This is a genomic window from Janibacter sp. RAF52 (genome assembly GCF_052114035.1).
In the GTDB taxonomy this organism is placed as follows: Bacteria; Actinomycetota; Actinomycetes; order Actinomycetales; family Dermatophilaceae; genus Janibacter; species Janibacter hoylei.
In genome coordinates, this window is record NZ_JBFRDY010000009.1 from 43,386 (window position 1) to 66,982 (window position 23,597).

25 protein-coding genes and 1 tRNA gene are annotated in these 23,597 nt (G+C 73.1%); 14 read left to right on the top strand and 12 right to left on the bottom strand.

All coding sequences use genetic code 11. From position 1 onward, the window contains the following. The gene (locus AB4Y78_RS12160; RefSeq protein ID WP_441713907.1) at positions 1-3,654 is read left to right on the top strand and encodes a hypothetical protein; all 3,654 of its coding nucleotides are present in this window, start codon (positions 1-3) and stop codon (positions 3,652-3,654) included. Then, positions 3,651-3,833 (top strand): hypothetical protein, encoded by a 183-nt coding sequence (locus tag AB4Y78_RS12165; RefSeq protein WP_007926680.1) that lies wholly within the window; start codon positions 3,651-3,653, stop codon positions 3,831-3,833. Before AB4Y78_RS12160 ends, AB4Y78_RS12165 begins: the two co-directional genes overlap by 4 nt. A gap of 96 nt (positions 3,834-3,929) precedes the next feature. On the opposite strand, the gene AB4Y78_RS12170 is transcribed toward AB4Y78_RS12165, so the two are convergent. The 5 genes from AB4Y78_RS12170 to AB4Y78_RS12190 form a co-directional block, all read right to left on the bottom strand. Then, complete coding sequence (locus AB4Y78_RS12170) at positions 3,930-4,298, bottom strand: MscL family protein (protein ID WP_007926681.1); 369 nt, start codon at positions 4,296-4,298, stop codon at positions 3,930-3,932. A gap of 113 nt (positions 4,299-4,411) precedes the next feature. After that, complete coding sequence (locus AB4Y78_RS12175; protein WP_007926682.1) at positions 4,412-4,846, bottom strand: hypothetical protein; 435 nt, start codon at positions 4,844-4,846, stop codon at positions 4,412-4,414. Positions 4,847-4,887: 41 nt separating this feature from the next. Then, entirely contained in the window at positions 4,888-5,160 is a 273-nt protein-coding gene (locus AB4Y78_RS12180; protein ID WP_040881078.1) for an FmdB family zinc ribbon protein, read from the bottom strand. Positions 5,161-5,170: 10 nt separating this feature from the next. Next, positions 5,171-6,694, bottom strand: coding sequence for a potassium/proton antiporter (locus tag AB4Y78_RS12185; RefSeq protein WP_441713908.1), 1,524 nt, complete (start codon positions 6,692-6,694; stop codon positions 5,171-5,173). Next, the gene (locus AB4Y78_RS12190; protein WP_441713909.1) at positions 6,691-7,269 is read right to left on the bottom strand and encodes a 5-formyltetrahydrofolate cyclo-ligase; all 579 of its coding nucleotides are present in this window, start codon (positions 7,267-7,269) and stop codon (positions 6,691-6,693) included. The genes AB4Y78_RS12185 and AB4Y78_RS12190 overlap by 4 nt, the downstream gene beginning before the upstream one ends. Positions 7,270-7,294: 25 nt before the next feature. Here AB4Y78_RS12190 and AB4Y78_RS12195 point away from each other — a divergent pair, with 25 nt between their 5' ends. The 3 genes from AB4Y78_RS12195 (at position 7,295) to AB4Y78_RS12205 (ending at position 10,213) form a co-directional block, all read left to right on the top strand. Continuing rightward, a complete protein-coding gene (locus tag AB4Y78_RS12195; RefSeq protein ID WP_441713910.1) occupies positions 7,295-8,692 on the top strand; it encodes a UTP--glucose-1-phosphate uridylyltransferase in 1,398 nt (465 codons plus the stop codon). 130 nt (positions 8,693-8,822) lie between these two features. Continuing rightward, positions 8,823-9,356 (top strand): GNAT family N-acetyltransferase, encoded by a 534-nt coding sequence (locus AB4Y78_RS12200; protein WP_441713911.1) that lies wholly within the window; start codon positions 8,823-8,825, stop codon positions 9,354-9,356. Between the two features lie 26 nt (positions 9,357-9,382). Beyond that, a complete protein-coding gene (locus tag AB4Y78_RS12205; RefSeq protein ID WP_128277259.1) occupies positions 9,383-10,213 on the top strand; it encodes a hypothetical protein in 831 nt (276 codons plus the stop codon). Between the two features lie 4 nt (positions 10,214-10,217). On the opposite strand, the gene AB4Y78_RS12210 is transcribed toward AB4Y78_RS12205, so the two are convergent. After that, positions 10,218-11,507, bottom strand: coding sequence for an AI-2E family transporter (locus AB4Y78_RS12210; protein ID WP_441713913.1), 1,290 nt, complete (start codon positions 11,505-11,507; stop codon positions 10,218-10,220). 86 nt (positions 11,508-11,593) lie between these two features. Here AB4Y78_RS12210 and AB4Y78_RS12215 point away from each other — a divergent pair. From AB4Y78_RS12215 to AB4Y78_RS12225, 3 genes are all read left to right on the top strand, one after another. Then, a tRNA-Ala gene (locus AB4Y78_RS12215) sits at positions 11,594-11,669 on the top strand. 60 nt (positions 11,670-11,729) lie between these two features. Continuing rightward, positions 11,730-12,239 (top strand): DUF1990 family protein, encoded by a 510-nt coding sequence (locus AB4Y78_RS12220; RefSeq protein WP_441713914.1) that lies wholly within the window; start codon positions 11,730-11,732, stop codon positions 12,237-12,239. A 407-nt stretch (positions 12,240-12,646) separates the two neighbouring features. Continuing rightward, positions 12,647-12,856, top strand: a complete 210-nt coding sequence (locus AB4Y78_RS12225) for a dihydrofolate reductase family protein (RefSeq protein WP_441713963.1) — start codon at positions 12,647-12,649, stop codon at positions 12,854-12,856. Between the two features lie 21 nt (positions 12,857-12,877). On the opposite strand, the gene AB4Y78_RS12230 is transcribed toward AB4Y78_RS12225, so the two are convergent. From AB4Y78_RS12230 to AB4Y78_RS12255, 6 genes are all read right to left on the bottom strand, one after another. Continuing rightward, the gene (locus AB4Y78_RS12230) at positions 12,878-13,036 is read right to left on the bottom strand and encodes a hypothetical protein (RefSeq protein ID WP_441713916.1); all 159 of its coding nucleotides are present in this window, start codon (positions 13,034-13,036) and stop codon (positions 12,878-12,880) included. Further along, a complete protein-coding gene (locus tag AB4Y78_RS12235; protein WP_441713918.1) occupies positions 13,033-13,563 on the bottom strand; it encodes a YcnI family copper-binding membrane protein in 531 nt (176 codons plus the stop codon). Before AB4Y78_RS12235 ends, AB4Y78_RS12230 begins: the two co-directional genes overlap by 4 nt. Further along, positions 13,560-14,039 (bottom strand): hypothetical protein, encoded by a 480-nt coding sequence (locus AB4Y78_RS12240; RefSeq protein WP_441713920.1) that lies wholly within the window; start codon positions 14,037-14,039, stop codon positions 13,560-13,562. Before AB4Y78_RS12240 ends, AB4Y78_RS12235 begins: the two co-directional genes overlap by 4 nt. 147 nt (positions 14,040-14,186) lie before the next feature. Beyond that, positions 14,187-14,939 carry a DUF3152 domain-containing protein gene (locus AB4Y78_RS12245; RefSeq protein ID WP_441713922.1) on the bottom strand — a complete coding sequence of 251 codons (753 nt, stop codon included), beginning with the start codon at positions 14,937-14,939 and terminating at the stop codon, positions 14,187-14,189. 6 nt (positions 14,940-14,945) lie between these two features. Then, positions 14,946-16,466, bottom strand: coding sequence for a TM0106 family RecB-like putative nuclease (locus tag AB4Y78_RS12250; RefSeq protein WP_441713924.1), 1,521 nt, complete (start codon positions 16,464-16,466; stop codon positions 14,946-14,948). Between the two features lie 41 nt (positions 16,467-16,507). Continuing rightward, positions 16,508-18,058, bottom strand: coding sequence for a dolichyl-phosphate-mannose--protein mannosyltransferase (locus AB4Y78_RS12255; protein ID WP_441713926.1), 1,551 nt, complete (start codon positions 18,056-18,058; stop codon positions 16,508-16,510). A gap of 44 nt (positions 18,059-18,102) precedes the next feature. On the opposite strand from AB4Y78_RS12255, the gene rsmI reads away from it, so the two are divergent. From rsmI to ccsB, 6 genes are read left to right on the top strand one after another with little or no spacing between them, the layout of a single operon-like run. Then, on the top strand, positions 18,103-18,939 hold the full coding sequence (rsmI, locus tag AB4Y78_RS12260; RefSeq protein WP_441713928.1) for a 16S rRNA (cytidine(1402)-2'-O)-methyltransferase: 837 nt from the start codon (positions 18,103-18,105) through the stop codon (positions 18,937-18,939). 18 nt (positions 18,940-18,957) lie between these two features. Beyond that, positions 18,958-19,734: a histidine phosphatase family protein gene (locus AB4Y78_RS12265; RefSeq protein WP_128277257.1), complete on the top strand. Its 777-nt coding sequence runs from the start codon at positions 18,958-18,960 to the stop codon at positions 19,732-19,734. 10 nt (positions 19,735-19,744) lie between these two features. Next, a complete protein-coding gene (locus AB4Y78_RS12270) occupies positions 19,745-20,335 on the top strand; it encodes a TlpA disulfide reductase family protein (protein ID WP_128277256.1) in 591 nt (196 codons plus the stop codon). Beyond that, positions 20,335-21,072, top strand: coding sequence for a cytochrome c biogenesis CcdA family protein (locus AB4Y78_RS12275; RefSeq protein ID WP_441713933.1), 738 nt, complete (start codon positions 20,335-20,337; stop codon positions 21,070-21,072). The genes AB4Y78_RS12270 and AB4Y78_RS12275 overlap by 1 nt, the downstream gene beginning before the upstream one ends. Next, a complete protein-coding gene (resB, locus tag AB4Y78_RS12280) occupies positions 21,072-22,634 on the top strand; it encodes a cytochrome c biogenesis protein ResB (protein WP_441713935.1) in 1,563 nt (520 codons plus the stop codon). Before AB4Y78_RS12275 ends, resB begins: the two co-directional genes overlap by 1 nt. Beyond that, positions 22,631-23,593: a c-type cytochrome biogenesis protein CcsB gene (ccsB, locus tag AB4Y78_RS12285; protein WP_441713937.1), complete on the top strand. Its 963-nt coding sequence runs from the start codon at positions 22,631-22,633 to the stop codon at positions 23,591-23,593. Before resB ends, ccsB begins: the two co-directional genes overlap by 4 nt. Positions 23,594-23,597: the final 4 nt, after the last annotated feature.

Genomic DNA, 23,597 nt, shown 5'->3' on the forward strand with positions numbered 1-23,597 from the left:
GTGACCCTGCCGCCGACGACCCCTGCCCCGGTGCCGGCAGACGTGTCCCCCCAGCGCCGTGAGCTCATGGAGCTCGGCGGCCCCAACACGCTCCTCTGGCCGGCCCGCGACCCGCACGTCGTCGACCTGACGACCGCCCACCCCGGCGGCATCGCCATGCTCCTCTCGGGCCGCGACGCCCGCCTCTCCGACCTCGTGCGCGAGCCCGGCGCGCTGCTGCGGGTGCAGCGCCGCGCCGCCGAGCTGACCGAGCACGTCGAGCGGATCGCCCAGGAGCACGGCGTGCACACCTGCTTCCTCGCCATGGGCTCCGCCTCCTGGCACGTGCCCGGGGAGGTCGACCGCCCGCTCGCGCCCGTCATCCTGCGACGCGCCTCCCTGCGGCGGCTGCGGCCCGGGTCGGACTTCGCGCTCGACCTCGCACCCCGCGCCGAGGTCAACCCGGCGCTGCTCACCTACCTGCGGCGCGCCCTGCGTCGGGACATCGACGGCGAAGCCCTCGCCGACCTCGGCCGGGGAGACGGCCGCGGCTTCAACCCCACACCGGTGCTCGACGCGCTGCGCGAGATGTGCGCCGACCTGCCCGAGCTCAACATCACCTCGCGCATCGTCATCGCCGCCTACCCCTACGGCAAGGCGGAGGCGCTCGCCGACCTGACCGACCTCGGCGAGCTCACCGCCGACGGCCCGGCCGCGACCCTCCTGCGGGGTCGGCCCGTCGAAGCGCCGGAGCAGGAGCCGCCGAGCGTCGCCGACAGCGCCGTCCTCGACATCACCGCCGACCAGCAGGCCGTGCTCGACCGGGTCGCCGACGGGCAGGACCTCTACGTCGACGCCCCGCCCGGCACCGGCATCGCGCAGCTCGTCGCGGCAGTCATCGCACAGGCCGCGGGGGAGCGCCGCAGCGTCCTCCTCCTCACCGAAAAGACCGCCGCCATCGACGCCGTGGCGCACGAGCTCGCCTCCGCCGGCCTCGAGGACCTGCTCGTCCACGTCACCGACCCCGCCGCCGAGGTCGACCCGACCATCGTCGTCGAGCGCTGGCCGCGCCGCCTCCCGGAGAGCGAGCGCTCCTTTGACCGCCCGGGGCGCCGGGCCGCCGCCGCGGCCAAGGTCCTTGACGGGCACACCCACGCCCGGCACGAGCCGCGGCCCCCGTGGGGGGTCTCCATCGCCGACGCCCACGACGCGATCGTCGGTCTGAGCACCCGCCGTCCCGCCCCGCGCTCGCGCGTGCGGCTCACCGGCCGAGTCCTCACCTCGCTTGATGCCGAAGGGAGGGACGCCCTCGTCACCCAGCTCACCGGTGTCGCCACACGCAAGGCCTGGCGGCCCGGGCGGCAGGACGAGCCGTGGGCCGGGGCCCGGCTGCACAGCGCCGCCGACGTCGACGAGGTGCTCGCCGCGATCGACCGGCTGCGCGGACCCGAGGGCACCCTCGCCCAGCTGCGCACGACGGTGCGCGAGGTCTTCGCCGACATCGCCGAGCCGCGGGCGTCCTGCCCGGCCGACCACGGGCGCTTCCTCGCCGGCATCGAGGAGATCCGCGACACCGTCGACGTCTTCCGGCCGGAGGTCTTCGACACCCCCCTCGACCACCTCCTCGCGGCGACCGGACCCAAGGGCCTCACCGTCGACGGCGAACCCCTCGGGGTCGTCGAGCGGCGCCGCCTGCGTGCTCAGGCGCGCCGCCTGCTGCGGCCCGGGCGCCCGCCGGAGGACCTGCACGCCGCCCTCCAGCTCGCCGCGCGCCAGCGCAGCAGTTGGTCCCGCCTCACCGGTGGCGGCGGTCGACCGCGCATCCCGGCAGAGATGGACCGCGCCCACACCGCCTACGAGCGGGTCTACGCCGACCTCACGCACGTCGGTGCCGTCATCGGCGACACGGCGAAGGGGGGCGATCTGCTCGACACCCCGTGGGAGGAGCTCACCGCCCGCCTCGACGAGCTCGGCAAGGACGTGGCCGGCGCGCGGGCCGTGCCGCAGGTCATCGACGACCTCGACGACCTGCGCAAGCGCGGCCTCGGTGACCTCCTCGACGACCTCGCGTCGCGCCGCGTCGCGCCGTCGTCCGTGGCGGACGAGGTGCTCTTCGTGTGGTGGACCTCGGTGCTCGCCGAGGCGGGCAAGGACGAGCGGGTCGCCGGCGTGACCGGCGAGCAGCTCGACGAGGCGCTGCGGACCTTCGTCGAGGCCGACCGGGCGAGTTTGGGCGCCAACGCTGCTCGTGTCGCCGCCCGACAGCGCGAGCGCTTCCACGCCGACGGGCGACGGCACCGGTCAGCCGCCCGCGAGGTGGCTGCCGCCCACGAGGGGCTGCGCCCGTCGCTGCCGTGGAACCGTGCCTTCGGTCGCTGGGGCGGGCTGCTGCGGGCCGCCTCACCGGCCTGGGCCATGGCCCCCTTCGTCGTCGGGCAGGTGCTGCCCCGGGACCAGACCTTCGACCTCGTCGTCGTCGACGACGCCTCGCGCACCACCCTCGCCCGCACCCTCTCGGGCATCGCCCGAGGGAGCCAGCTGCTCGTCATCGGCGACCGCGGACAGCTGCCCCCCGACACGTGGACCGCCGACGCCGGCGTGCCCGCCCCCGGCCGGCCGCGGACCTCGCTCGCCGACCTGACGGCGCGGGTCCTGCCCACGCGCGCGCTCCGCGACAGCGCCTATCCGCGACCGCGCGTGGACACCCTGCTCGGTGGCGCCGCCACCGCCGGTGAGGTCGTGCACCCGCCGGCCCCGGCACCCCACGACGCGGTGCACCTCGAGCGCGTCGAGGGCGTGGGTGTCCTCGACGAGCGCACCGGTCTCGTCGAGTCGACCACGGCGGAGGTCGAGGCCGTCGTCGCCCGGGTCCGCCAGCACCTCCAGCGAAAGCCCCGCCGTTCGCTGGGTGTCGTGACCTTCGGCCAGCGGCACGCCGACCGCATCGCCGACGCGGTGGCCGAGGCGAGCCAGTCCGACCCTGAGATCGCCCAGGCTCTGCGTGACCTGCCCGAGCCCCTCGTCATCAAGCCGGCCGACCGGTGGCAGCGCGAGCAGCGCGACGCGGTCATCGTCTCGGTCGGCTTCGGCCGCTCGCCGCAGGGACGGGTCATCCAGCGCCTCGGCGCGCTGAGTGGCGTCACCGGTGCCGAGCTGGTCCTGCTCGCCGCGACCAGAGCCCGCCGGACCATCGTCTGGGTGACGACGATCGACCCGCAGGACCTCGGGGGTGAGCGGGGATCGCTGCCCGGGCACCGGGCCCTGCGCACGCTGCTCGAGGGCATCGCCGCCCCGTCGCCGGTCGGTGGTCCGCGAGGCAGCGCAGAGGACGCAGAGCTGAGCCCACTGCTCGCCGGGTTCGTCCGGCGGCTGCGCGACGGCGGGCTCGTCGTCGCCACCGACGTCGGCTCCGGGGAGCACCGGGTCGACATCGCCGTCGCCGACCCGCGCGACCGTAGCCGGATGCTCGTCGCCGTCGACGTCGACGGGCCCGGCTACGCCGGCCTGGCCTCGACCCGGCAGCGGGACCGGATCCTCGTCGAGCGGCTCACCGACCTCGGCTGGCACCACCTGAGGCTGTGGGCGGTCGACATCTTCGCCGATCCGGCCCGTCAGGAGGCCTTGGTCACCCGGGCCGTGCGTGAGGCCATCGCCCAGGAGGGAGACGCGTCATGACCGACCAGCCGGAGCAGACCCCGCAGGAGGGGACCACGGAGACGCCGCGGGTCGCGCCCCGCCGCCGCTCGACCCCCGAGCAGACCTCGGACGACACCGACCGCGGGTGGGGCGAGCGCCCCGACGAGGACGAGCACGACCGCTGGCTGCAGGAGCAGCGTCCGCCGCACTGGGAGTGACGCCCTCCTCGCGCCGCGCCGCGCCCGCGGGCGCACAGCAGAAGACCCCGGCCGCACGGATCACCGTGCGGCCGGGGTCTACCCGTGTGGCGTGACTCAGGCGCGGCCGGCGCGCAGGGAGTCGCGGATCTCGCGGAGCAGCTCGACGGACTCGTCGGTGGTCTCCTCCTCGGCCGCGACGAAGCGCTGGCGCATCGCGGTGTAGGGCTTGATGACACCGAAGTACACGACCGCGGCCATGATGAGGAAGGCGACGAGGGCGGTCAGGAGAGGACCGATGGTCTGGAAACCGAGGATCTCCATGTCATCGAAGTTGAACTCCTTGCCGCCGGTGATGCGACCGACGACCTCGAGCAGGAAGTTGGTGAAATTGGTGACGACGGCCGCGAAGGCGGTCGCCATGATCAGACCGGTGGCGATCTCGACGAGATTGCCACGCATGAGGAAGTCCTTGAAGCCCTTCATGAGGGTCTCCCTTCGGATGGGGTACAGGGGCGTGACGCGCGAACGTCACTCGCCTGACAGTGTGAACCATCCGGACTCACATTGCGCCGCAAGAGACCCCCGTGGCGCGTCCGTCAGCCCGTCGTCACGACGACGAACCCGCCCTCGGAAGCCCCGCCCGGCCCCATGCTGCGCAGGATCGTGCGGATCTCGTCCGGCTGCAGGACGACCCGGGCCACGGACTGCCCGGACGCGCCCTCGGAGGTGCCGGTGACCCGAGCGCCCGTGGCGAGCGGGGTCGCGCGACCGGCCAGGTAGACGTCGACCTCGTCATCCGTCGCGAGGTGGTCGCCGGGCAGGGCGAGGGGGAGGGTCAGCTGGGGTCCGTCACCGACCGGGTCGGTGACCGGCTCGGTGGACTCGCCGCCGGTGGCCCCGAGGACGAGCTGGAGGGCGAGGAGGATCGCGCTCACGGCGAGCAGCCGGCGCGCGAGCGAGAGCCGCCAGGCCGCCCGACGGGAGGGCCCGAAGAGGGACGGGAGGTGCTGCGCGAGACGCGAGGTGGCCATGGCCCGACGCTAGGGCCGGCCCAAGGCGTGTGGGAGCGGCGTCAGCTCGCGGTGGACGACGTCGTCGAGGCGGTCGAGCCTGTGGACGAGTCGGAGGAGGAGCTCGAGCTGGTCGCGGAGTCGCTGCTCGCGCTCGTCGACCGCGAGTCGTTGCGGTAGAAGCCGCCACCCTTGAAGACGACGCCCACGGCGTTGAACTGCTTGCGCAGACGGCCCTGGCACTGCGGGCACGTCGTCAGCGCGTCGTCGCTGAAGGACTGGACGATGTCGAAGGCGTGGCCGCAGTCGGCGCAGGCGTAGGCATAGGTAGGCATGGCACTGCCATCATACGTCGCGGTGCCAGCCGGCCAGGCGTCCGTGGCGGGCGACCGAGCGCAGCCGGTGCTCGGCCCGCTCGCGCTGCGCGCCGGGGGTGACGACGAGCAGCCGGTCACCGGTCCACAGCCGGGTGTGCGCGTCGGGGACGAAGGTCTCCGCGCCGCGGACGACGAGGGAGACGTTGACCCCCTGCGGCAGGCGCAGCTCGTAGACCTCGACCCCGGCCAGACGGGAGCCCTCGTGGACGGCGACGTCGAGCATCTCCGCCCCGAGCTCCTCGAGCGGCATGGCCTCGACCACGACGTCAGCGGCCCGGCCCGGCTCGGTGACCCGCAGGGCGCGGGCCACCCGCGGCATGAGCGGCGCCTGCACGAGGGTGAAGATGACGACGAGCATGAAGACGAGGTCGAAGACCCACTCGACACCCGGCACGTTGTTGGTGATCGGCACCGTCGCGAGGACGACGGGCACGGCCCCGCGCAGGCCGGCCCAGGAGAGGAAGGCCTGCTCCCGCCACGGTACGCCGAAGGGGGTGAGGGAGACGATCACCGAGAGCGGCCTGGCGACGAGGAGCAGGACCAGCCCGGCGAGGATCGCGCGGGGCACCTCGTCGACGAAGCCGGAGGGGCGGGCCAGCAGGCCGAGCATGACGAAGAGTCCGATCTGCGACAGCCAACCGAGCGCCTCGGCGAACCCGGTCACCGACTGCCGGTGCGGCAGGTGCATGTTGCCCAGGACGAGCGCCGCGAGGTAGCAGGCGATGAAGCCCGAGGTGTGCGCCGTCGAGGCCGCCGCGTAGGCGAGCACGCCGATGCCGACGACCCCGAGGGAGAACAGGCCGGAGGTGCCCGACGCGAGCTGTCGCATGAGCTTGCCCCCGAGCCAGCCGATCGCGAGCCCGATGAGCGCGCCACCGGTGAGCTCGGCGACGGCGAGCAGCCCGATCTGCCACCACGGCTCGGCCTCCGCGGGGTCGGCGAGCTGCAGCGAGAGGGCCGTGACGAGCAGGACGACGGGGGCGTCGTTGAAGCCCGACTCGGCCTCGAGCATCCCCGACAGCCGGCGGGGCAGCGGCACGACGCGCAGGACGGAAAACACGGCGGCGGCATCGGTCGAGGCGAGGATCGCGCCGATGAGCAGGCTGATCTGCCAGTCGGTGTGCAGGATCTCGTGCAGCGCGACGGCCACGACCGCGACCGACACGAGCACCCCGACGGTCGACAGGGCGAGGGCCGGTGCCACCGAGGCCCGGATCGAGGACCACGACGTCGTGAGGCCACCCTCGACGAGGATGAGCACGAGCGCGCAGTAGCCGAGCACCTGCGCGGCCTGGTCGGAGTCGAAGGGGATGCCCAGGCCCTCCTGGCCGAGGGCGAGCCCGATCGCGAGGTAGAGCAGCAGGGTCGGCAGCCCGGCGCGGTTGGCCAGGCGCACGGCCGCCACGGCGACGACGAGGACGAGCGAGCCGGCGAGCAGGGCGAGCGAGAGCTCCGAGAGGTCGAAGCCGGGCGTCTGCCCGCTCGAGATCACCTCGTCGTCCCGTCGGGGGCCACGGGGCCGCACCCGAGGGCGCTCAGCACCCAGCCGACCGACACGTCGTGCGGCTCCCGTGGCAGCGCCTCGTCGGCGAGCTCGCCGGGGTGCAGCAGCACGACGACGGGCACGTGCGGGGCGAGCATCGGCAGCACCCGGTCGTAGCAGCCGCCGCCCTGGCCCAGGCGGGTGCCGTCGCGGTCGACGGCCAGCCCCGGGGCGAGCACGAGGTCGGCCCCGGTCGGTGCGTCGATGCCGAAGGGGGTCCGCCCCGGGTCGTCGAGGTCGCACCAGTCCAGCTGCATGTCGGCCAGCGTGATCGGCACGAGCACGCGGTGGCCGCGAGCCCGCAGGGCGTCGTTGACCGCGACCGTCGAGGGCTCGTGGGGGAGGGACTCGTACGACAGCACCGTCCCGGGCGTCGTGGCCGACCACCCGGCCGGCGGTGACGCCTCGAGCTGGGCGGCGATCGCGGCGCCGTCGGCGACGAGGTCACGGGTGGCGACGATCTCGCGCCGCCGCGCCCGCAGGAGGCGGCGGGTCTCCCCCTTCGATCGTGCGCCGAGTGCCATGGGACGACATCGTAAGGTGACCACCATGAGTCGCGAGGGGTGTGCGAGGGCCGTCGAGCGGATGGCTGCAGCGGGGGTGGACCAGCGGGCGATCACCGTCTTCGAGCACTACTGGGAGCAGCTGGCGGCAGGCGAGCAGGGGATGGTCCGCGAGGACACCCTCGAGCCGCTCGTCGACGTGCCCGAGCTCGCCGCCCTCGAGGTCGACGACGAGGCGCGCCGCGAGGCCCTCGCCCGGGTCGCGGTCGTCAAGCTCAACGGCGGCCTCGGGACGAGCATGGGCATGGCCGGGCCCAAGGCGGCACTCGTCGCGCGCGACGGACAGACCTTCCTCGACGTCATCGTCCGCCAGCTCATCGCCCTCGAGGAGCGCTTCGGGGCGCGGCCGCCGCTCGTGCTGCTCAACTCCTTCCGCACCCGCGAGCGCTCGCTCGAGATCCTCGAGCGGTACCCGCAGATGGCCGACCAGGCACTGCCCCTGGACTTCCTGCAAAACATGGAGCCCAAGCTCGACGCCGAGACCCTCGCCCCGGTGACGTGGGCGGAGGACCCCGACCTCGAGTGGTGCCCGCCGGGTCACGGCGACGTCTACGTCGCGCTCGCCGCCTCCGGCCTGCTCGATCGCATGCGCGCGGCCGGGATCCGCTACGCCTTCATCTCCAACTCCGACAACCTCGGCGCGACCTGCGACCCCGACATCGCGGCCTGGATGGTGGCGGAGGGCATCCCCTTCGCCGTCGAGGTCGCCGAGCGGACCCTCAACGACCGCAAGGGCGGCCACCTCGCGGTGCGCCGCAGTGACGGCCAGCTCGTCCTGCGCGAGTCGGCGATGGTCGTCGACGACGACCAGGAGCACTTCCAGGACATCCGCCGGCACCAGTGGTTCAACACCAACAACCTGTGGGTCGACCTCGACCGGCTCGACCAGCTGCTGCGCGAGCGCGACGGCGACCTCGGCCTGCCGATCATCGTCAACCGCAAGACCGTCGACCCGACCCGGCCCGACTCCACCCCCGTCATCCAGATCGAGTCGGCCATGGGCTCGGCAGTCGAGGCCTTCGAGGGCAGCGTCGCGCTGCGGGTACCGCGCTCGCGCTTCCGGCCCGTCAAGACGACCAACGAGCTGCTCCTGCTGCGCTCCGACGTCTTCGAGCTCGACGAGCGGTGGCGCGTCGTCTCCACCATCGACCGCGGCGACCCGACGGTGCGGCTCGACCCGACGTACAAGCTCATCCACGACTTCGACGACCGCTTCCCGCAGGGGGTGCCGTCGCTGCGTGAGTGCACCTCGCTGCAGGTGACCGGTGACGTCACCTTCGGCGCGGACGTGCGCGCCGTCGGCGACGTCGAGGTCGTCGCCACCGAGCCGGCGACCCTGCCGGAGGGGGCCCGTCTCGAAGGGCGGGTCGAGCTGCCCCGGTGAGGCGCCGCCGCGAGGTCGCGCTCACCGGCGCCACCGTGCACGGCGAGGGGGTTTCCCTTCGTCCGCTCCTGCGTGGTGACCGTGACGAGTTCATCGCACTGCGCCGCCGCAATGCCGACTGGCTGACGCCGTGGGACCCCACGACGCCACCGGGCGGGTGCCGCGGCGCGACATCGCCGCCGACTTCCGCGGGTACGTGCGGGCCCTGGACGCCGAGGCGAGGTCCGGCACCGGGCTCACCCTGGCGATCGTCGTCGACGCCGCGATCGTCGGTCTCGTCGCGGCGAGCAGCATCGTCGAGGGCGCGCTGCGCTCCGCGAGCATCGGCTACTGGGTCGGGCGCGAGGTCGCCGGGCGGGGCATCGCGCCGACGGCCGTGGCGATGCTCGCCGACCACCTCATGGACCCGCAGGGTCGGGCACTGCACCGGGTGCAGCTGGAGATCCGCCCCGACAACGCGCCGAGCCTGGCCGTCGCGACCAAGCTCGGCCTGCGCGAGGAGGGGCTGCGGCGTGCCTACCTGCACATCGACGGCGCCTGGCGCGACCACCGCAGCTTCGCCGTCGTCACCGACGAGCTGGGTCCCGGAGGGCTGCGAGCACGTCTGTCACACCAACATCAGGCGTCACGTGCGCGACACACCGACCAGCCTGCACCACCCTGACGACGTGGCTGCCTAGCGTTGGGTCCGTGCAGCCGAGCAGCCTCATCTTCGTCCTCGTCGTGGCGATCTGGGCTGTCTACCTCCTCCAGTACTGGATCAAGCGCCGCGACCACCTCTCCACCGTGCGATCCGTCGACCGCTTCTCCGCCGCGATGCGGGTGCTCGACGACCACCGACTGCGTCGTGAGGCCACCGAGCCCACGCCGCGCTCCTACGCCGTGACCCCGGCGCGCACTGCGCGCCCCGAGGTGACCGTCAAGCACGCCGGGGCCCCCGCCCGGGCCCGCATGGTCGAGCCCGTCGTCGGTGCGCCGCGTCGGGTCCGCGGTCTGGTGCTGCTGACGATGCTCGTGCTGCTGCCCGTCGTCACGCTCGTCGCTGCCTTCGGCCCGCTGACCTGGTGGGTCGCCCTCGCCTGGCTCGTCGGGACCGTCGCTGCCTTCGGCTGGCTGCGACAGGCGGTGCAGGCCGAGCGCGAGGCGCGCGGTCGTGCCCGGGCGCAGGAGCGTCGGACCGCCACCGCCACCGCTCCCACCCCGCGTCGGGCCGAGCCCGCCGCGCGCGAGGCGTCGCCCGCCCCGCGCCGGCGTGCCGAGCGGATCTACGACGTCGCGGCTCCCGCGGTCGCGGCAGCGGCTGCCGCCGAGATGGACGAGGTCGAGGAGCCCATCGCCACCACCCCGGAGCCCGGCACCTGGGAGCCCACCCCGGTCCCGCGGCCCGTCTACACGATGAAGGCCGCCGCCCGACGGGAGCCCGCCCCGGCTCCGACCGCTGCGCCGGCCGCCGACGACGAGACCCCGCAGGTCATCGACGTCGAGGACGACGACCTGCCGGCCATCGCCGGCTGGGGCTGACCGACTAGACGTCGAAGGGGGACTCGCCCGGCTCGATGCTCGAGCGGGCGGTGTCCTGCGCGATGTCCTCCCGGATCTCGGAGCGCTCCTGCGGGTCGGCGAGGTCCGCGGGCTCATTGACGTCCTCGGGCACCGGGTCGAGCAGGTTGTGCCCCACCGCGTTGAGCACCGCGACGAGCGGCACGGCGACGAGGGCGCCGATGACACCACCGACGACGATGCCCGTCGCGATGCCGAGGATGACCGCGAGCGGGTGGACGCGCACGGCCCGGCCGAGGAGCAGCGGCTGCAGCAGGTGGGACTCCACCTGCTGCACGGCGATGACGATGCCGAGCATGATGAGCGCCGTGATCGGGCCCTTGGCGACGAAAGCGAGGGCGACCGCGACGAAGCCGGACATCAGGGCGCCGACGATCGGGATGAAGGCACCGATGAAGACGAGCAGGGCGATGCCCGAGGCGAAGGGGACGCCGAGGCCGAAGGCGCCCAGCCCGATGCCGAGGGCGTCGGTGCCCGCGACAAGGATCGTCGCGCGGGTGAAGGCCTTGAGCTGGTTCCACGCGATCGCCCCGGAGGAGAGGACCTTGGCACGGGCACCGCGGGGAAAGAGGCGCACGACCCACGCCCAGATGCCCGCGCCGTCGTAGAGGAAGAAGAAGAGCGAGAACATCGCCAGGAAGAAGCCGGTGAGCAGGTGCCCGACCGTCAGCCCCGCCTGGGCGGCGCGCGAGGAGAGGGCGTCACCCTCGGTGAGCCGGCTCCACGTCTCGGAGACCCATGTCGTGATCTGGCCCTCGGTCAGGCCGAAGGTGTTGACCGCCCAGCGGCGCGACTCGTCCACGCCCTGACTCACCTGGCTGACGATGTCGTCGAGCTGGGTGGCGAACTGGTTGCCGACGAAGCTGAAGAGACCGATGAGCACCGCGAGCGTGCCGAGCACCGTCACCCCGGCGGCCAGGCCGCGCGGCAGGACGGCGCGCAGGCGCTGGAAGGCCGGCTCGAGCAGGGCCGCGAGCAGCAGGGCGATGATGACGGGGAAGACGACCTCGGAGAGCTTCGAGATGAGCCACAGCAGGGCGATGATGCCGACGCCGATGACGAGGGAGCGCCACACCCACTCCGAGGCGGCCCGGAAGGCCGGCGGCACCGCCCCGCTGCCGCCCGCACCGGGAGGGGTTGTCTGGATGACGATCTGTCGCTCCTGCGGAGGTGGTGCCGGCAGCTGGGGCAGCTGCGGCAGCCGGCGGGGGAGACGGGGCAACCGGACCCCCTTCGGGCGGCGCTTGTCGCTCATGCACGTCCTTCGGGTCGGGTGTGTCGACTGTAACCGCACGGATTGTGGCGACGCGTCATCACGGTGTTATGGTTACCGACGTTCTCGGGGCTGTGGCGCAGTTGGTAGCGCGTCTCGTTCGCAATGAGAAGGTCAGGGGTTCGAATCCCCTCAGCTCCACCAGCAAGGCCCCCGGCGGATCGCCGGGGGCCTTCGTCGTGTCCCCGTGCCAGCATGGCGAGCATGGACCAGCGCGCCCTCACCTACGCCGCTGTCGGGTGCACGCGCACGGGCGTGGTGCCGGCCGGGTTCGACGAGCTGCGCCGCAGCCGCCGGGTCGGACGGGGGTGGGCGGACTTCGAGCGGGCCGCCGATGCCCTGCTGACGTGGCAGATGCACCGTCGAGCCGGGCTCGCCGTCACGGCATCGCACGAGCGGGTCGAGACCGGAGCGGTCGCGGAGCTGCGCCTGGGCGTGGGGCGGCTGGGCCTGCGTGCGCCGGTGCGGGTCGTGGACGTGGTCGACGAGCCCACCCGTCGCGGCTTCGCCTACGGCACCCTCCCCGGGCACCCCGAGAGCGGCGAGGAGTCGTTCGTCGTGGAGCTGGGCGAAACGGGCGACGTCACCCTCACCATCACCGCCGTCTCCCGTCCGGCGTCCCACCTGGCCCGCCTCGCGGGACAGGTGGGGCGGCGCGTCCAGTCGCGGATCACCGACCGCTACCTGGCGGCGCTCGCCGACGACGAGGGGTGACGGGCTCCCCCTTCGCCAGTAGCGTCGGTCCATGGCACCGACGCCCCGCCTCGTCACCTACTCGATGAACATCTCGCTCGACGGCTACTTCGTCGGGCCGGGTGGCGGCTTCGACTGGTCGGAGCCGGACGAGGAGGTCTTCGCGGGGCACACCGAGGAGCTGCGGGGCATCGGGGTGCACCTGCTCGGGCGGCGGCTGCACGAGACGATGTCGTACTGGGAGACCGCGGACCAGGAGCCGGAGTCCGACTACTCCACGGTCGAGTGGGCGCAGATGTGGCGGGCGGTGCCCAAGGTCGTCTTCTCGCGCACGCTCACCCAAGTGACGGGCACCAACACCCGGCTGGCCACGCGCGGCCTCGCCGACGAGATCGCCGCCCTGCGCGCCCAGCCCGGCGAAGGGGAAGATCGCCCTCGGGGGCGGCGAGCTCGCCGCGGAGGCCGCGGCCCTCGACCTGATCGACGAGTACCGGCCCTTCGTCCTGCCCGTGGTCGTCGGGGGTGGCCGCCCCTACTGGCCGCAGGGGCTGTCCCGGATCGATCTCGAGCAGGTGTCGAGCCGGACCTTCGGCAACGGCGTCGTCGCCTCGCGGTACCGGGTGGTGCGGCCCGGCTGAGCCGGGCCGCACCGGATCGGGTCAGGCCTTCCGCCGCCCGACCACGGCGACCCCGGCCCCGAGCAGCGCGACGACGAGCGCCAGCCCGCCGAGGGTGCGGGCGAGGGTGTCTGAGGACGAGATCTCGCTCCCTTCGTCCTCGGGGGTGGCGTGGTGGCCGCCCTCCGGCGCCTCGGTCACCTCGAAGCTCGGCGCAGGGTGCTCCGGCTCGTCGCCCCCTCCTCGGCGACGTCCGACCAGTCGGAGACCTCGCCGTCGGAGTAGGTCTGACGCGCGGGCAGGACGAGCTCGCCGGGCGTCGGCAGGGGGCCGGCGCTGATCGCGAACTCCTGGTACTCGCCGGGCGCGATGCCGGCGGCGGTGGAGTCGGCGGTCCACGTGATCGTCCGCGGTGCCTCGGTGAGCTTGAGGTCGTTGGCGGTGACGACCTCCGGGAGCTGTGCAGTCGTGACCTTCGCCGTCCAGCCCGGGACGGGGCGGACGGAGACGGTCGCGAGCGGTCGGTCCTGCGGCAGGGTGACGACGAGCTTGGTCGTCGACGCCGTGTCCGACTCGTTGGGCACGCGGAAGGTGAGCGCCGCGTACCCGCCCGAGGCCGTGGCATCGGGGGTCACGCGGACGTGCGCGGAGGCGGGCAGTGCCGTCGCGGCCGTGGCGGCGAGGGCGAGGGTCAGGGCAGCGCAAGAGCGCAGGGTGGTACGGGTCATGACGGTCCTTCGGTGACGTGTGCTGGTGACCAGGGCAGGGCGCGGCGGACCGGTGGACCGCGCCGTCCGACACCACCGAGGACGGTGACCGAGCGGGGGAGCCCGCCCCAGGGTTCAGGGGCAGGCGAGCGAAGGGAGGGCACCCGCAGCCGGGTGACCGTGGGCAGGCAGGGCCGCAGCAGCCCGGCGACGAACCAGACGGCGTCCTCACCGCGGGCGAGGACGAGCGCGAGGAGCAGCGCGGCGACCGCGTGCGCGAGGAGCATCGCCGCGCCGGGAGAGTGCCCCATCGACCCGTCGGCGCAGGTGGTGACCATGCCGTGGTGGCCGCCGCCGGCAGAGGCGCAGACAGGGGGGTGCTCGCTGGCGCTGAGCAGCGCGTGGACGACGGCCTGGGTCAGGCCGAGTGACAGGGTGAGGGCGGTGCGACCGAGTCGCCACCGGGTGAGCAGCAGCCCGCCCCACAGGAGCGTCACGGCGAGCAGGGCGGCGCCACCGGCCGAAGGAGCCCGCCGCCACCGACGACGTGGGCGCCGACCGACAGGCCGCCGGCCGCGCAGGCCCAGGCGGCGGCGCGGGCGCAGCGCACCACACCCCTGCCCGGCACGACCATGGCTGACAACCTACTCGGCCGGTGGGCCGGTGATCTCGCGGCCCCCGGGCGTGCGTGGCCACGCATTGGGGGTGCACCCGCCGAGCACGAGGGTCTGCTGGACCATGACGGGCGCGGGTCGGCCCCGGCCCGGGCAGCGCTCGTGGCCGCGGCCGAGCGCGTGGCCCACCTCGTGGTTGATGAGGTAGGCGCGGTAGGTGTGCAGGTTGGGCACGTGGGGGACCCCGATGTACCAGCGGTCGAGGTTGAGCCAGATGACCGAGCCGGCCCGGCAGGAGGTGTAGCCGTCGGTGTCGGCACCGGCGGCGCCGCAGGCGCGGTCGACCGTGCGCGGGGTGGCCAGGCGGATCGTCACGTCGGGCTCGTGGCGCACGATCCGCTGGAAGCGCCAGTGGCCGCCGCGCGTCCAGCCCCGCTCGTGGCGCAGGGTCCGGTCGATCGTGGCGGCGAACTCGCTCGTCGTCACGCCCGAGCCGCGCTCGACCTCGACGCGGTAGGTGACGAGCCGGCCGGTGCTGCGACCGCGCACCGGGGTGCCGGTCGGGCTGCGGGAGAAGTCTCCGGTGGAGCGGTAGTCGGGCAGCGTCGGACGCGCCGAGGTCGTCGGCGAGGGCGCCGCCGTCGTGGTGGCGGTCGTCGTGCTGGTGCTCACCGGGCTCACCTGCGTCGTCGGCTCACCGTCGCCACGGGCCGCCCTGACCCCCACGACGACGACGCAGACGGTGAGTGCCGCGGCGGCGACCCGGCGACGGCGGAGGGACATGACGGGTCAGCCCGCGTGGGCGAGCAGCCAGTCGCGCAGCCGCAGCGTCGAGAGGCAGTCGTACTCGTTGTACTGCCGCAGGTCCTCGAGGCGCTCGGCGGCCGTGGTCTCGTCGCCGGCCGCGACCGCCTCGCGGTATCGCTGGTACTCGATGATCGAGTCACCGCCGGCGGTCACGCCGGAGTCGTCGCGCAGCTCGTCGCCCATGTAGAGCGGCTCGAGCCGCTTGATGGAGTAGGAACGCGAGCCGATGCGCACGGCCGACTTGACCGCGGCGTAGAGGTCGACGAAGACGTCGCCGTCGAGGATCTCGGCGACCTCCGCCTCGCGGACGGCGTGCCGGGCGGCGAGCCGCGCGAGGGCAGCCCGCTCGTAGCCGGAGTAGTGGTAGACGTGCAGGTCGGGCCAGCGCTCGAGCCGGGCGCGCAGCCAGTCGACGAAGCCGATGAGCGCTGCCCGCTCCTGCTCGCGGTCGTGGGCCCAGAAGGGGACGAAGTCGCCGCTCGCGGTCAGCGAGCCGAAGAGGTACTCCAGGCCCTGGTCGGTCGCCGAGTCGCCGCGCCACACCGGGTCACCCTCGAAGTCGAAGAAGACGTCACCCTCGCTGGGGGCGGGCAGGTCGGCGAGGCGCTCGGGGGCGAAGACCTCGTAGGGCAGGGGTGCCTCGGGCGTCGGCTCGACGATCTGCAGGCGGGCCTGGCTGCGCAGGGTCGCCAGCTGCTCGGGGTCGATGCCCTCGACCGGCTCGGTGCGCCAGGCGAGGGCAGTCACCGTCGTCACGCCGGCGTCGAGCAGCCGGGCGCGGGTCGTCGCGCGGACCCCCGCGGTCAGACCGACGTCCTCGCGGACGGCGAGCTCGGCCCGGCAGGCATCGCAAAACAGGCAGGCCCGCCACCGCGGGTCGCCCCACACGACCGGCCCCGTTTCGGCGGCGTGCGTGTCGAGCACCTCGAGGAGGCGGGTGTGGACCGTGGCGAGCTCGTCGGCGAGCTCCTCGCGCGGGATGTCGACCTCGGTGCCGTCACCGAGGATGAGCCGGACGAAGGGAGCAACCGCCACCCCCGCGTCGGCGAGGGCCCGGGCGTAGGCGGCCACCTGCAGCTGGGCGTGCTGGTGGGCCCGGCGGGCGAGCTTGGTCTCGGCGACGACCCACAGGTCGTCGAGCCCGCGCAGCAGGTGGTCGGCACGACCGACGAAGCGCTCCCCGCGCACGGCGGCCTGGTGGACGAGACGCGTCGCGGGGTCGCGCAGGGCGGCGAGCACCTCGTCGGGGCCGAGGCGGCGGGCGTCGACGACCCCGGCGCCGACCTGCGCGCTCAGGGCGGCGGTGACCTCCTGCTCGTACTCGCGGCCGAGGTCGCCGAAGCGCTCACGGAGCGGGTCGACGGTGGCGACGACCGGCTCGCGTCGCCCAAGGCGCACGTCGAGGTCGACGAGCAGGCCGTACTCGCACTCTCGTCCGTGGCGCAGGTCGCCGGCGGTGATGACCGCGGTCTGCGGTGCGCCGTCGACGAGGGGGAGGTCCATGCCCCCGAGGGTACGAGGGGTGACTGACACGCGTGCCTCCGCTACACCCAGCTGGGGAACCACATGCGCCAGCGCCAGTGGTCGTAGGGGATGACCTGCGCGGTCCAGATCGGCCAGTAGAAGGCGAAGTTGGCCAGGACGAGGAGCAGGTAGGCCCCGACGACGAGCTCGCCGATGCGGCGGCGTCGCGCGTCGGCGCCCGGTGGGCCGAGGGCCAGGCCGAGCACGAAGACGACCGCGAGGACCACCCAGGGCTCGAAGGCGATCGTGTAGAAGGTGAAGATCGTGCGGTGCTGGAGGAAGAACCACGGCAGCCACCCGCCGACGAAGCCGGCGAGGACCGCCCCGGCGCGCCAGTCGCGCTTGAAGGCCCAGTGGTAGACGAGGAAGAAGAGGGCCGCGGTCGCCAGCCACCAGATCGAGACGGAGCCGAGCGAGGTGATCGCCTTGGAGCACTTCTCGACGTCGCAGCCGGTCATGCCCTGGGTCGGCGACTCGTAGAAGAAGGACGTCGGGCGGGACTGGACCATCCACGACCATGGGTTGGAGTCGTAGGTGTGCGGCTTGGTCAGGCCGTCGTGGAAGTCGAGGACCACGACGTGGTACTCCCACAGCGACCGCAGCGCCGGCGGCAGCCACTGCACGCCCCGCTCGGGGTTGTCCACCGCCCAGGTGCGGTTGTAGCCGATGTCGGTGCGGAACCACTGGACCCACGACGCGAGGTAGGTGGCGAGGACGACGGCCGTCATCGACAGGCCGGCCCACACCCCGTCCTTGCCGATGCCGGCGATGATCCAGTGGCGGGCGCCCGCCGCCCTCCGTGCCCCGATGTCCCAGAAGACGATCATCAGGCCGAAGGCGGCGAAGAAGTACAGGCCGGACCACTTCGTGCCGCAGGCCAGACCGAGGAAGATGGCGGCGACGAGGCGCCACGGGCGCCACAGCAGCCACGGGCCCGTGGCGAAGCTCGCGGGCAGACGGGCGGCCTTGGCCGCCAGTCGCTCCCGCCCCCAGTCGCGGTCGATGAGGAGCGCGCCGAAGGCGGCCAGCGCGAAGAACATGAGGATGATGTCGAGCAGGCCGGTGCGGGAGTGGACGAAGTGGTGCCCCTCGAAGGCCATGAGGAAGGAGGCGATGGCCCCGAGCCAGCTCGAGCGGAAGAGGCGGCGGGCGATCCGGCCGACCATGAGGATCGAGATCGTCCCGAGCAACGCCACGGAGAAGCGCCACCCGAAGCTCGACGTCGAGCCGAAGACCCACTCGCCGAAGGCGATGACCCACTTGCCGACCGGCGGGTGGACGACCATGTCGCCCTCGGTCGTGTTGAAGACGGCCGTCGTGCCGTGGGTGAAGAGCGGGTCGACCTGCTCGCCGTCGCCGTTCCACTGCATCTCGACGCCGTGGTCGAGCATCGAGACGCCCTGCTTGACGTAGTACGTCTCGTCGAAGACCAGCTGGTGGGGGCGGTCGAGGGCCCAGAAGCGGAGGAGGCCGCCGATGGCGGCGAAGAGGAGCGGGCCGGCCCAGCCCCACAGCGTCTCGGTGGGCCGGAAGCCGAGCAGGCGTTCGCGCAGCTGCTGCCCCCGGTCCATGGGCGTCATCGTAGGCGAGCGAGCAGGGCTGGGATGATGGAGCCATGCCACTCGTCCTCGCCGCCACACCCATCGGAGACCCGCGCGACGCCAGCCCCCGCCTGCGCGAGGAGCTCGCCGGGGCCGATGTCGTGGCAGCCGAGGACACCCGGCGGCTGCGCGCCCTCGCCGCGAAGCTCGACGTCACCCTGCCCGAGCGGGTCGTCAGCTACCACGAGCACAACGAGGCGGCCCGCACCGCAGACCTCCTCGAGTCCGTGACGAAGGGGGAGCGGGTCGTCCTCGTCACCGATGCCGGCATGCCGTCGGTGTCGGACCCGGGCTACCGCTTCGTCCGCGCGTGCATCGACGTCGACGAGCAGGTGACGTGCGTGCCCGGACCGAGTGCCGTGCTCATGGCGCTGGCCGTGTCGGGGCTGCCCGTCGACCGCTTCACCTTCGAGGGGTTCCTGCCGCGCAAGGGCGGTGAGCGCCGTCGCCTCCTCGAGGAGGTCGCGCAGGAGCGGCGCACGATGGTCTTCTTCGAGGCGCCGCACCGCATCGCCGCCTCCCTCGAGGCGATGGCCGAGGTGTTCGGCGCCGACCGCCCGGCGGCGGTCTGCCGCGAGCTGACCAAGACGTGGGAGGAGGTGCGGCGCGGCGGGCTCGCCGAGCTCGCCGGATGGGCCGCCGAGGGGGTCAAGGGTGAGATCACCATCGTCGTCGGCGGGGCCGAGCGCACGAGCATCTCCATCGAGGACGCGGTCGCCGAGGTGCTCTCCCGCAAGGACCGCGGGGCCCGGCTCAAGGACGTCTGCGCGGCCGTCGCGACCTCCACCGGCCACTCCAAGAAGGCGCTCTACGACGCCGTCGTCGACCACCGCAGGTCCCTCTCAGACTGAGGTGGGACAATCCCGGCCATGACCGAGCCGATGCCTGAGTCCGGCACCGACCTGCCCGTCGACACCGAGACCGCGGAGACCTCTGCCCAGGCGGCCGACGCCGCCGGCGAAGCCGCCGCCGGAGCCCGCGAGGCACACGCCGAGCACGGCGCCCGCCCCGGCACCGAGCGCACCGTCGTGCACCTGCTGCGCCACGGCGAGGTCGACAACCCGCACAAGGTCCTCTATGGCCGCCTGCCCGACTACCACCTGTCGGCGCTGGGCCGCGAGATGGCCGAGGCCGTCGCCGAGCACCTCGCCGACGCCGACCTCGGTCTCGTCGTGCACAGCCCCCTCGAGCGCACCGCCGAGACCGCGGCCCCGACGCTCGAGCGCCACGGACTCACCGCGATCGTGGACCCGCGGGTCATCGAGGCGGGCAACAAGTTCGAAGGGCGGCGCTTCCGCAAGCGGCTGCTCCTCGACCCGCGCCGCTGGTGGTGGCTGCGTGACCCCACGAAGCCGACCTGGGGCGAGCCCTACCGCGTCATCGGCAAGCGGATGATGGCCGCCATCGAGGACGCCCGTGACCACGCCCGCGGCCGTGAGGTGCTCATCGTCAGCCACCAGCTGCCGATCTGGACCATCCGCAGCGTCCTCGAGCAGCGCAACCTCTGGCACGACCCGCGCCGGCGCCAGTGCAACCTGGCCTCCCTCACCTCGGTGACCTTCACCGGCGACGAGGTCACCGACGTCACCTACAGCGAACCGGCGGCGCACCTCTACGCCCACGCCGCCACGACCCCCGGAGCCTGACCCCCCTTCGATGAGACACCACCGACTGACCCGCACCCTCGTCGCCGCGGTGAGCGCCCTCGCGCTCGCCGGCGGGGTCGCCGCCTGCGGTGAGTCCGCCTCCGAGAAGGCAGCCAAGGAGGTCGGCTCGCGCAACGGCGACGGGTCGATGACCCTCTTCGCCCCCGACGAGCGGGGCGAGCCGGTGCAGCTCGCCGGCGACACGATCGACGGCGCGACCTGGGACAGCGCCGACCAGCGCGGCAAGGTCGTCGTCGTCAACCTCTGGGCCAGCTGGTGCGGCCCGTGCGCCAAGGAGGCCCCCCACCTCGTCGAGGCCTTCGACGAGACGAAGGGGGAGGACGTCGAGTTCGTCGGGATCAACTACCGCGAGTCCTCCAAGGAGACCGGTCGCGCCCAGGGCGAGGAGTGGGGCTTCACCTGGCCCTCCGTCTACGACAAGTCAGGCAAGACCGCCATCGACATGCAAGGCAAGATGACGACCCAGCCGTCGACCGCGATCCTCGACCGCGACGGGCGGATCGCCGCCGTCGTCCTCGGCCCGGTGACCACCCAGACCCTCGTCGGCGCCGTCGAGGACACCCTGGCCGAGAGCGACTGATGCTCAGCGACCAGATCGCCGACGGTGCCCTGCCGCTGGCCGTGCTCGTCGCCGCGCTCGCGGGTCTCGTCTCCTTCGCGACGCCGTGCGTGCTGCCGCTCGTGCCCGGCTACCTCGGCTACGTCACCGGGCTGTCCGACGTGGCGCTCGAGCGGCGCAGCCGTGGCCGGATGGTGCTCGGCACGCTGCTCTTCATCCTCGGCTTCACCGCCGTCTTCATCCTGCTGTCGATGTTCGTCGCCGGCATCGGCCAGGTCCTCGGCGAGCAGCGCGAACTGCTCATGCGCATCGGCGGCGTGCTCGTCATCCTCATGGCCTTCGTCTTCCTTGGCGCCGGGTCGCAGCGCACCTGGCGCCTGCCCGTGCGGCCCGCCGCCGGCCTCGCCGGGGCGCCGGTCCTCGGCGCGGTCTTCGGCCTGGGGTGGGCCCCGTGCATGGGCCCGACCCTCGCGGCCGTGCTCACCCTCAACCTCGCCGGCGACGCGTCGACGACCCGAGCCGTCGTGCTCGCCGTCGCCTACTGCCTGGGGCTGGGCCTGCCCTTCGTCCTCATCGCGGCGGCCTACGAGCGGTGGGTTCCGGTCTCGGCCTGGCTGCGCCGACGCCAGCGGGCCATCCAGGTCACCGGCGCCGTCCTGCTCATCATCGTCGGCCTGCTGCTGCTCACCGGCGCGTGGGACGCGCTCACCCAGTGGCTGCAGACCCGCCTGCTCAGCGACATGGAGGTCTTCATCTGATGGCCCGCGAGACCCGGCCCGAGGTGACCCAGCCACGCCTGGGCGTCGTCGGCTACCTGCGATGGGCCTGGCGGCAGCTGACCAGCATGCGCACGGCGCTCTTCCTCCTCCTGCTGCTGGCCGTCGGTGCCGTGCCGGGGTCGGTCTTCCCCCAGCGCAGCATCGACCCCGCCCGCACCGCCGACTGGATCGCCCGCCACGAGACGACCGGCCCCTGGCTCGACAAGCTCGGCGCCTTCGAGGTCTACAGCTCGCCGTGGTTCTCCGCGATCTACCTGCTGCTCTTCATCTCGCTCATCGGCTGCATCGTCCCCCGCACCGGCGTGCACTGGCGGGCGCTGCGCAGCAAGCCGCCGCGCGCCCCCAAGCGTCTGGCGCGTCTGGAGGCCCACGCCTCCGGCGAGCTCGCGGGCGACCTGGCGTCGGCCCGTGAGGCGGTGACCCGGGTGCTGCGCCGGCGGCGCTTCCGCGTCGCGAGCCACGACGACGTCTCCGTCTCCGCGGAGAAGGGCTACGCCAAGGAGACGGGCAACCTCGTCTTCCACACCGCGCTCGTCACCCTGATCATCGGCGTCGCCGTCGGCCACCTGTGGGGCTGGAAGGCCGACGTCGTCGTCCCCTCGGGCGACTCCTTCGTCAACACGGTGACCCGCTACGACACCTTCGCCCCCGGCCCGCTCGTCGACGAGTCCTCGCTGTCTCCCTTCGCCATCGAGGTCGAGGAGATGACCGCCGACTTCAACGACCGAGAGCCGACGGCGCAGACCTTCGGCCAGCCGCGCGACTTCGAGGCCCACGTCAAGGTCACCGAGGCCGACGGCAATGCCTTCACCGACAGCGTCAAGGTCAACCACCCCCTGGAGATGCAGGACGCGACCGTCTTCCTCCTCGGCAACGGCTACGCGCCCGTCGTGACCGTCAAGGACGACGACGGCAAGGTCCTCTACCAGGGGGCCACCCCCTTCCTCGCGCAGGACGGCAACTACCGCTCGACCGGCGCGATCAAGGTCGGGGCGGCCTCGCCCGAGCAGTTCGGCTTCGTCGGCCTCTTCCTGCCGACCGCCTACATCGACCCCGACCAGGGGCCGATCTCGGTCTTCCCCGACACCAAGAGCCCCGCGCTCGCGATGAGCATGTACACCGGCGAGCTCTTCCCCGACGGGCGCCCGCAGTCGGTCTTCACGCTCGACACCGCGTCGATGACCAAGGTCGAGACGGCCGACGGCTCCGACCAGATGCGGCTGTGGCTCACCCCCGGCGAAGGGGCGAAGCTGCCCGGCGACCGCGGCACCATCACCTTCGACGGGGTCGAGCGCTTCGCCGGATTTTCGGTCCGGCACGACCCGGGCAAGGGGCTGACCCTGTGGTCGGCGCTCTTCGCCCTCGCCGGGCTCATCGCGACGTTGACGATCAAGCGCCGCCGCGTCTTCGTGCGACTCGTCCAGGAGGGCGACGTCGTGAGGGTCGACGTCGGCGGCATGAGCAAGGACGACGACGAGGGCCTCCTCGAGGTCGTCGAGGAGATCCGCGACGAGCTCGTGGGACAATCGAGGACATCATGACGAACGAGATGCTGGCCCAGTACGCCAACTACGCGCTGGCCTCGGCCGCGCTGGTCATCACCGTGGCCATGCTCTGCTACGCCTTCTACCTCTCGCAGGCCGTGCCCGTGCGCGAGCAGGCCGAGGTCGAGGCCAAGGTGCCCGCGACCGTCGGCGGCGGCGAGGGTGACGCCACGGCCGAAGGGGGCGCCGCCCCCGCCGCCGAGCCCGCCGAGACCTCCGCGCGGGCCCGCAAGGCCGCCGGCATCGCCGGCTCGCTGTCGTGGCTCGGCGCCTTCTTCCTGCTCGTCTCCTTCGCCTGCCGCGGCTTCGCCGTCGAGCGCTTCCCGCTGGGCAACCTCTTCGAGTTCAGCGTCGCGGGCGCCTTCTTCGCCATGGCCGTCTACTCGGTCGCCGGGCTGCGGCGTGACGTGCGGTGGCTCGGGGTCTTCGTCACCGCCTTCGTCGTCTTGCTGCTCATGGTCGCCTCGACCGCCTGGTACGTCGAGGCCGACGAGGTCGTCCCGTCGCTGAAGTCCTACTGGCTGCCGATCCACGTCACCGTGGCGACGCTCTCGGTCGGGATCTTCGTCGTCGGCGCCATCGTCAGCGCGCTGTACCTCATGAGCGACCGCGGCGTCGGCAACGAGCGCTTCTGGCGCAAGCTGCCCGAGGCCCCGGCGCTGGAGAAGTTCTCCTACTCGCTGCACATCATCGGCTTCCCGCTGTGGACCTTCACGCTCATCGCCGGCGCCATCTGGGCGCGCGAGGCGTGGGGCGCCTACTGGAACTGGGACCCCAAGGAGGTGTGGACCTTCGTCATCTGGACCGTCTACGCCGCCTACCTGCACGCCCGCGCGACGAAGAACACCTCGCGCCGCACCGCGAACTGGATCGCCATCGCCGGCTTCGCGTGCATCGTCATCAACTACACGGTCGTGAACTTCTACTTCATCGGCCAGCACAGCTACGCGCAGTGAGGTT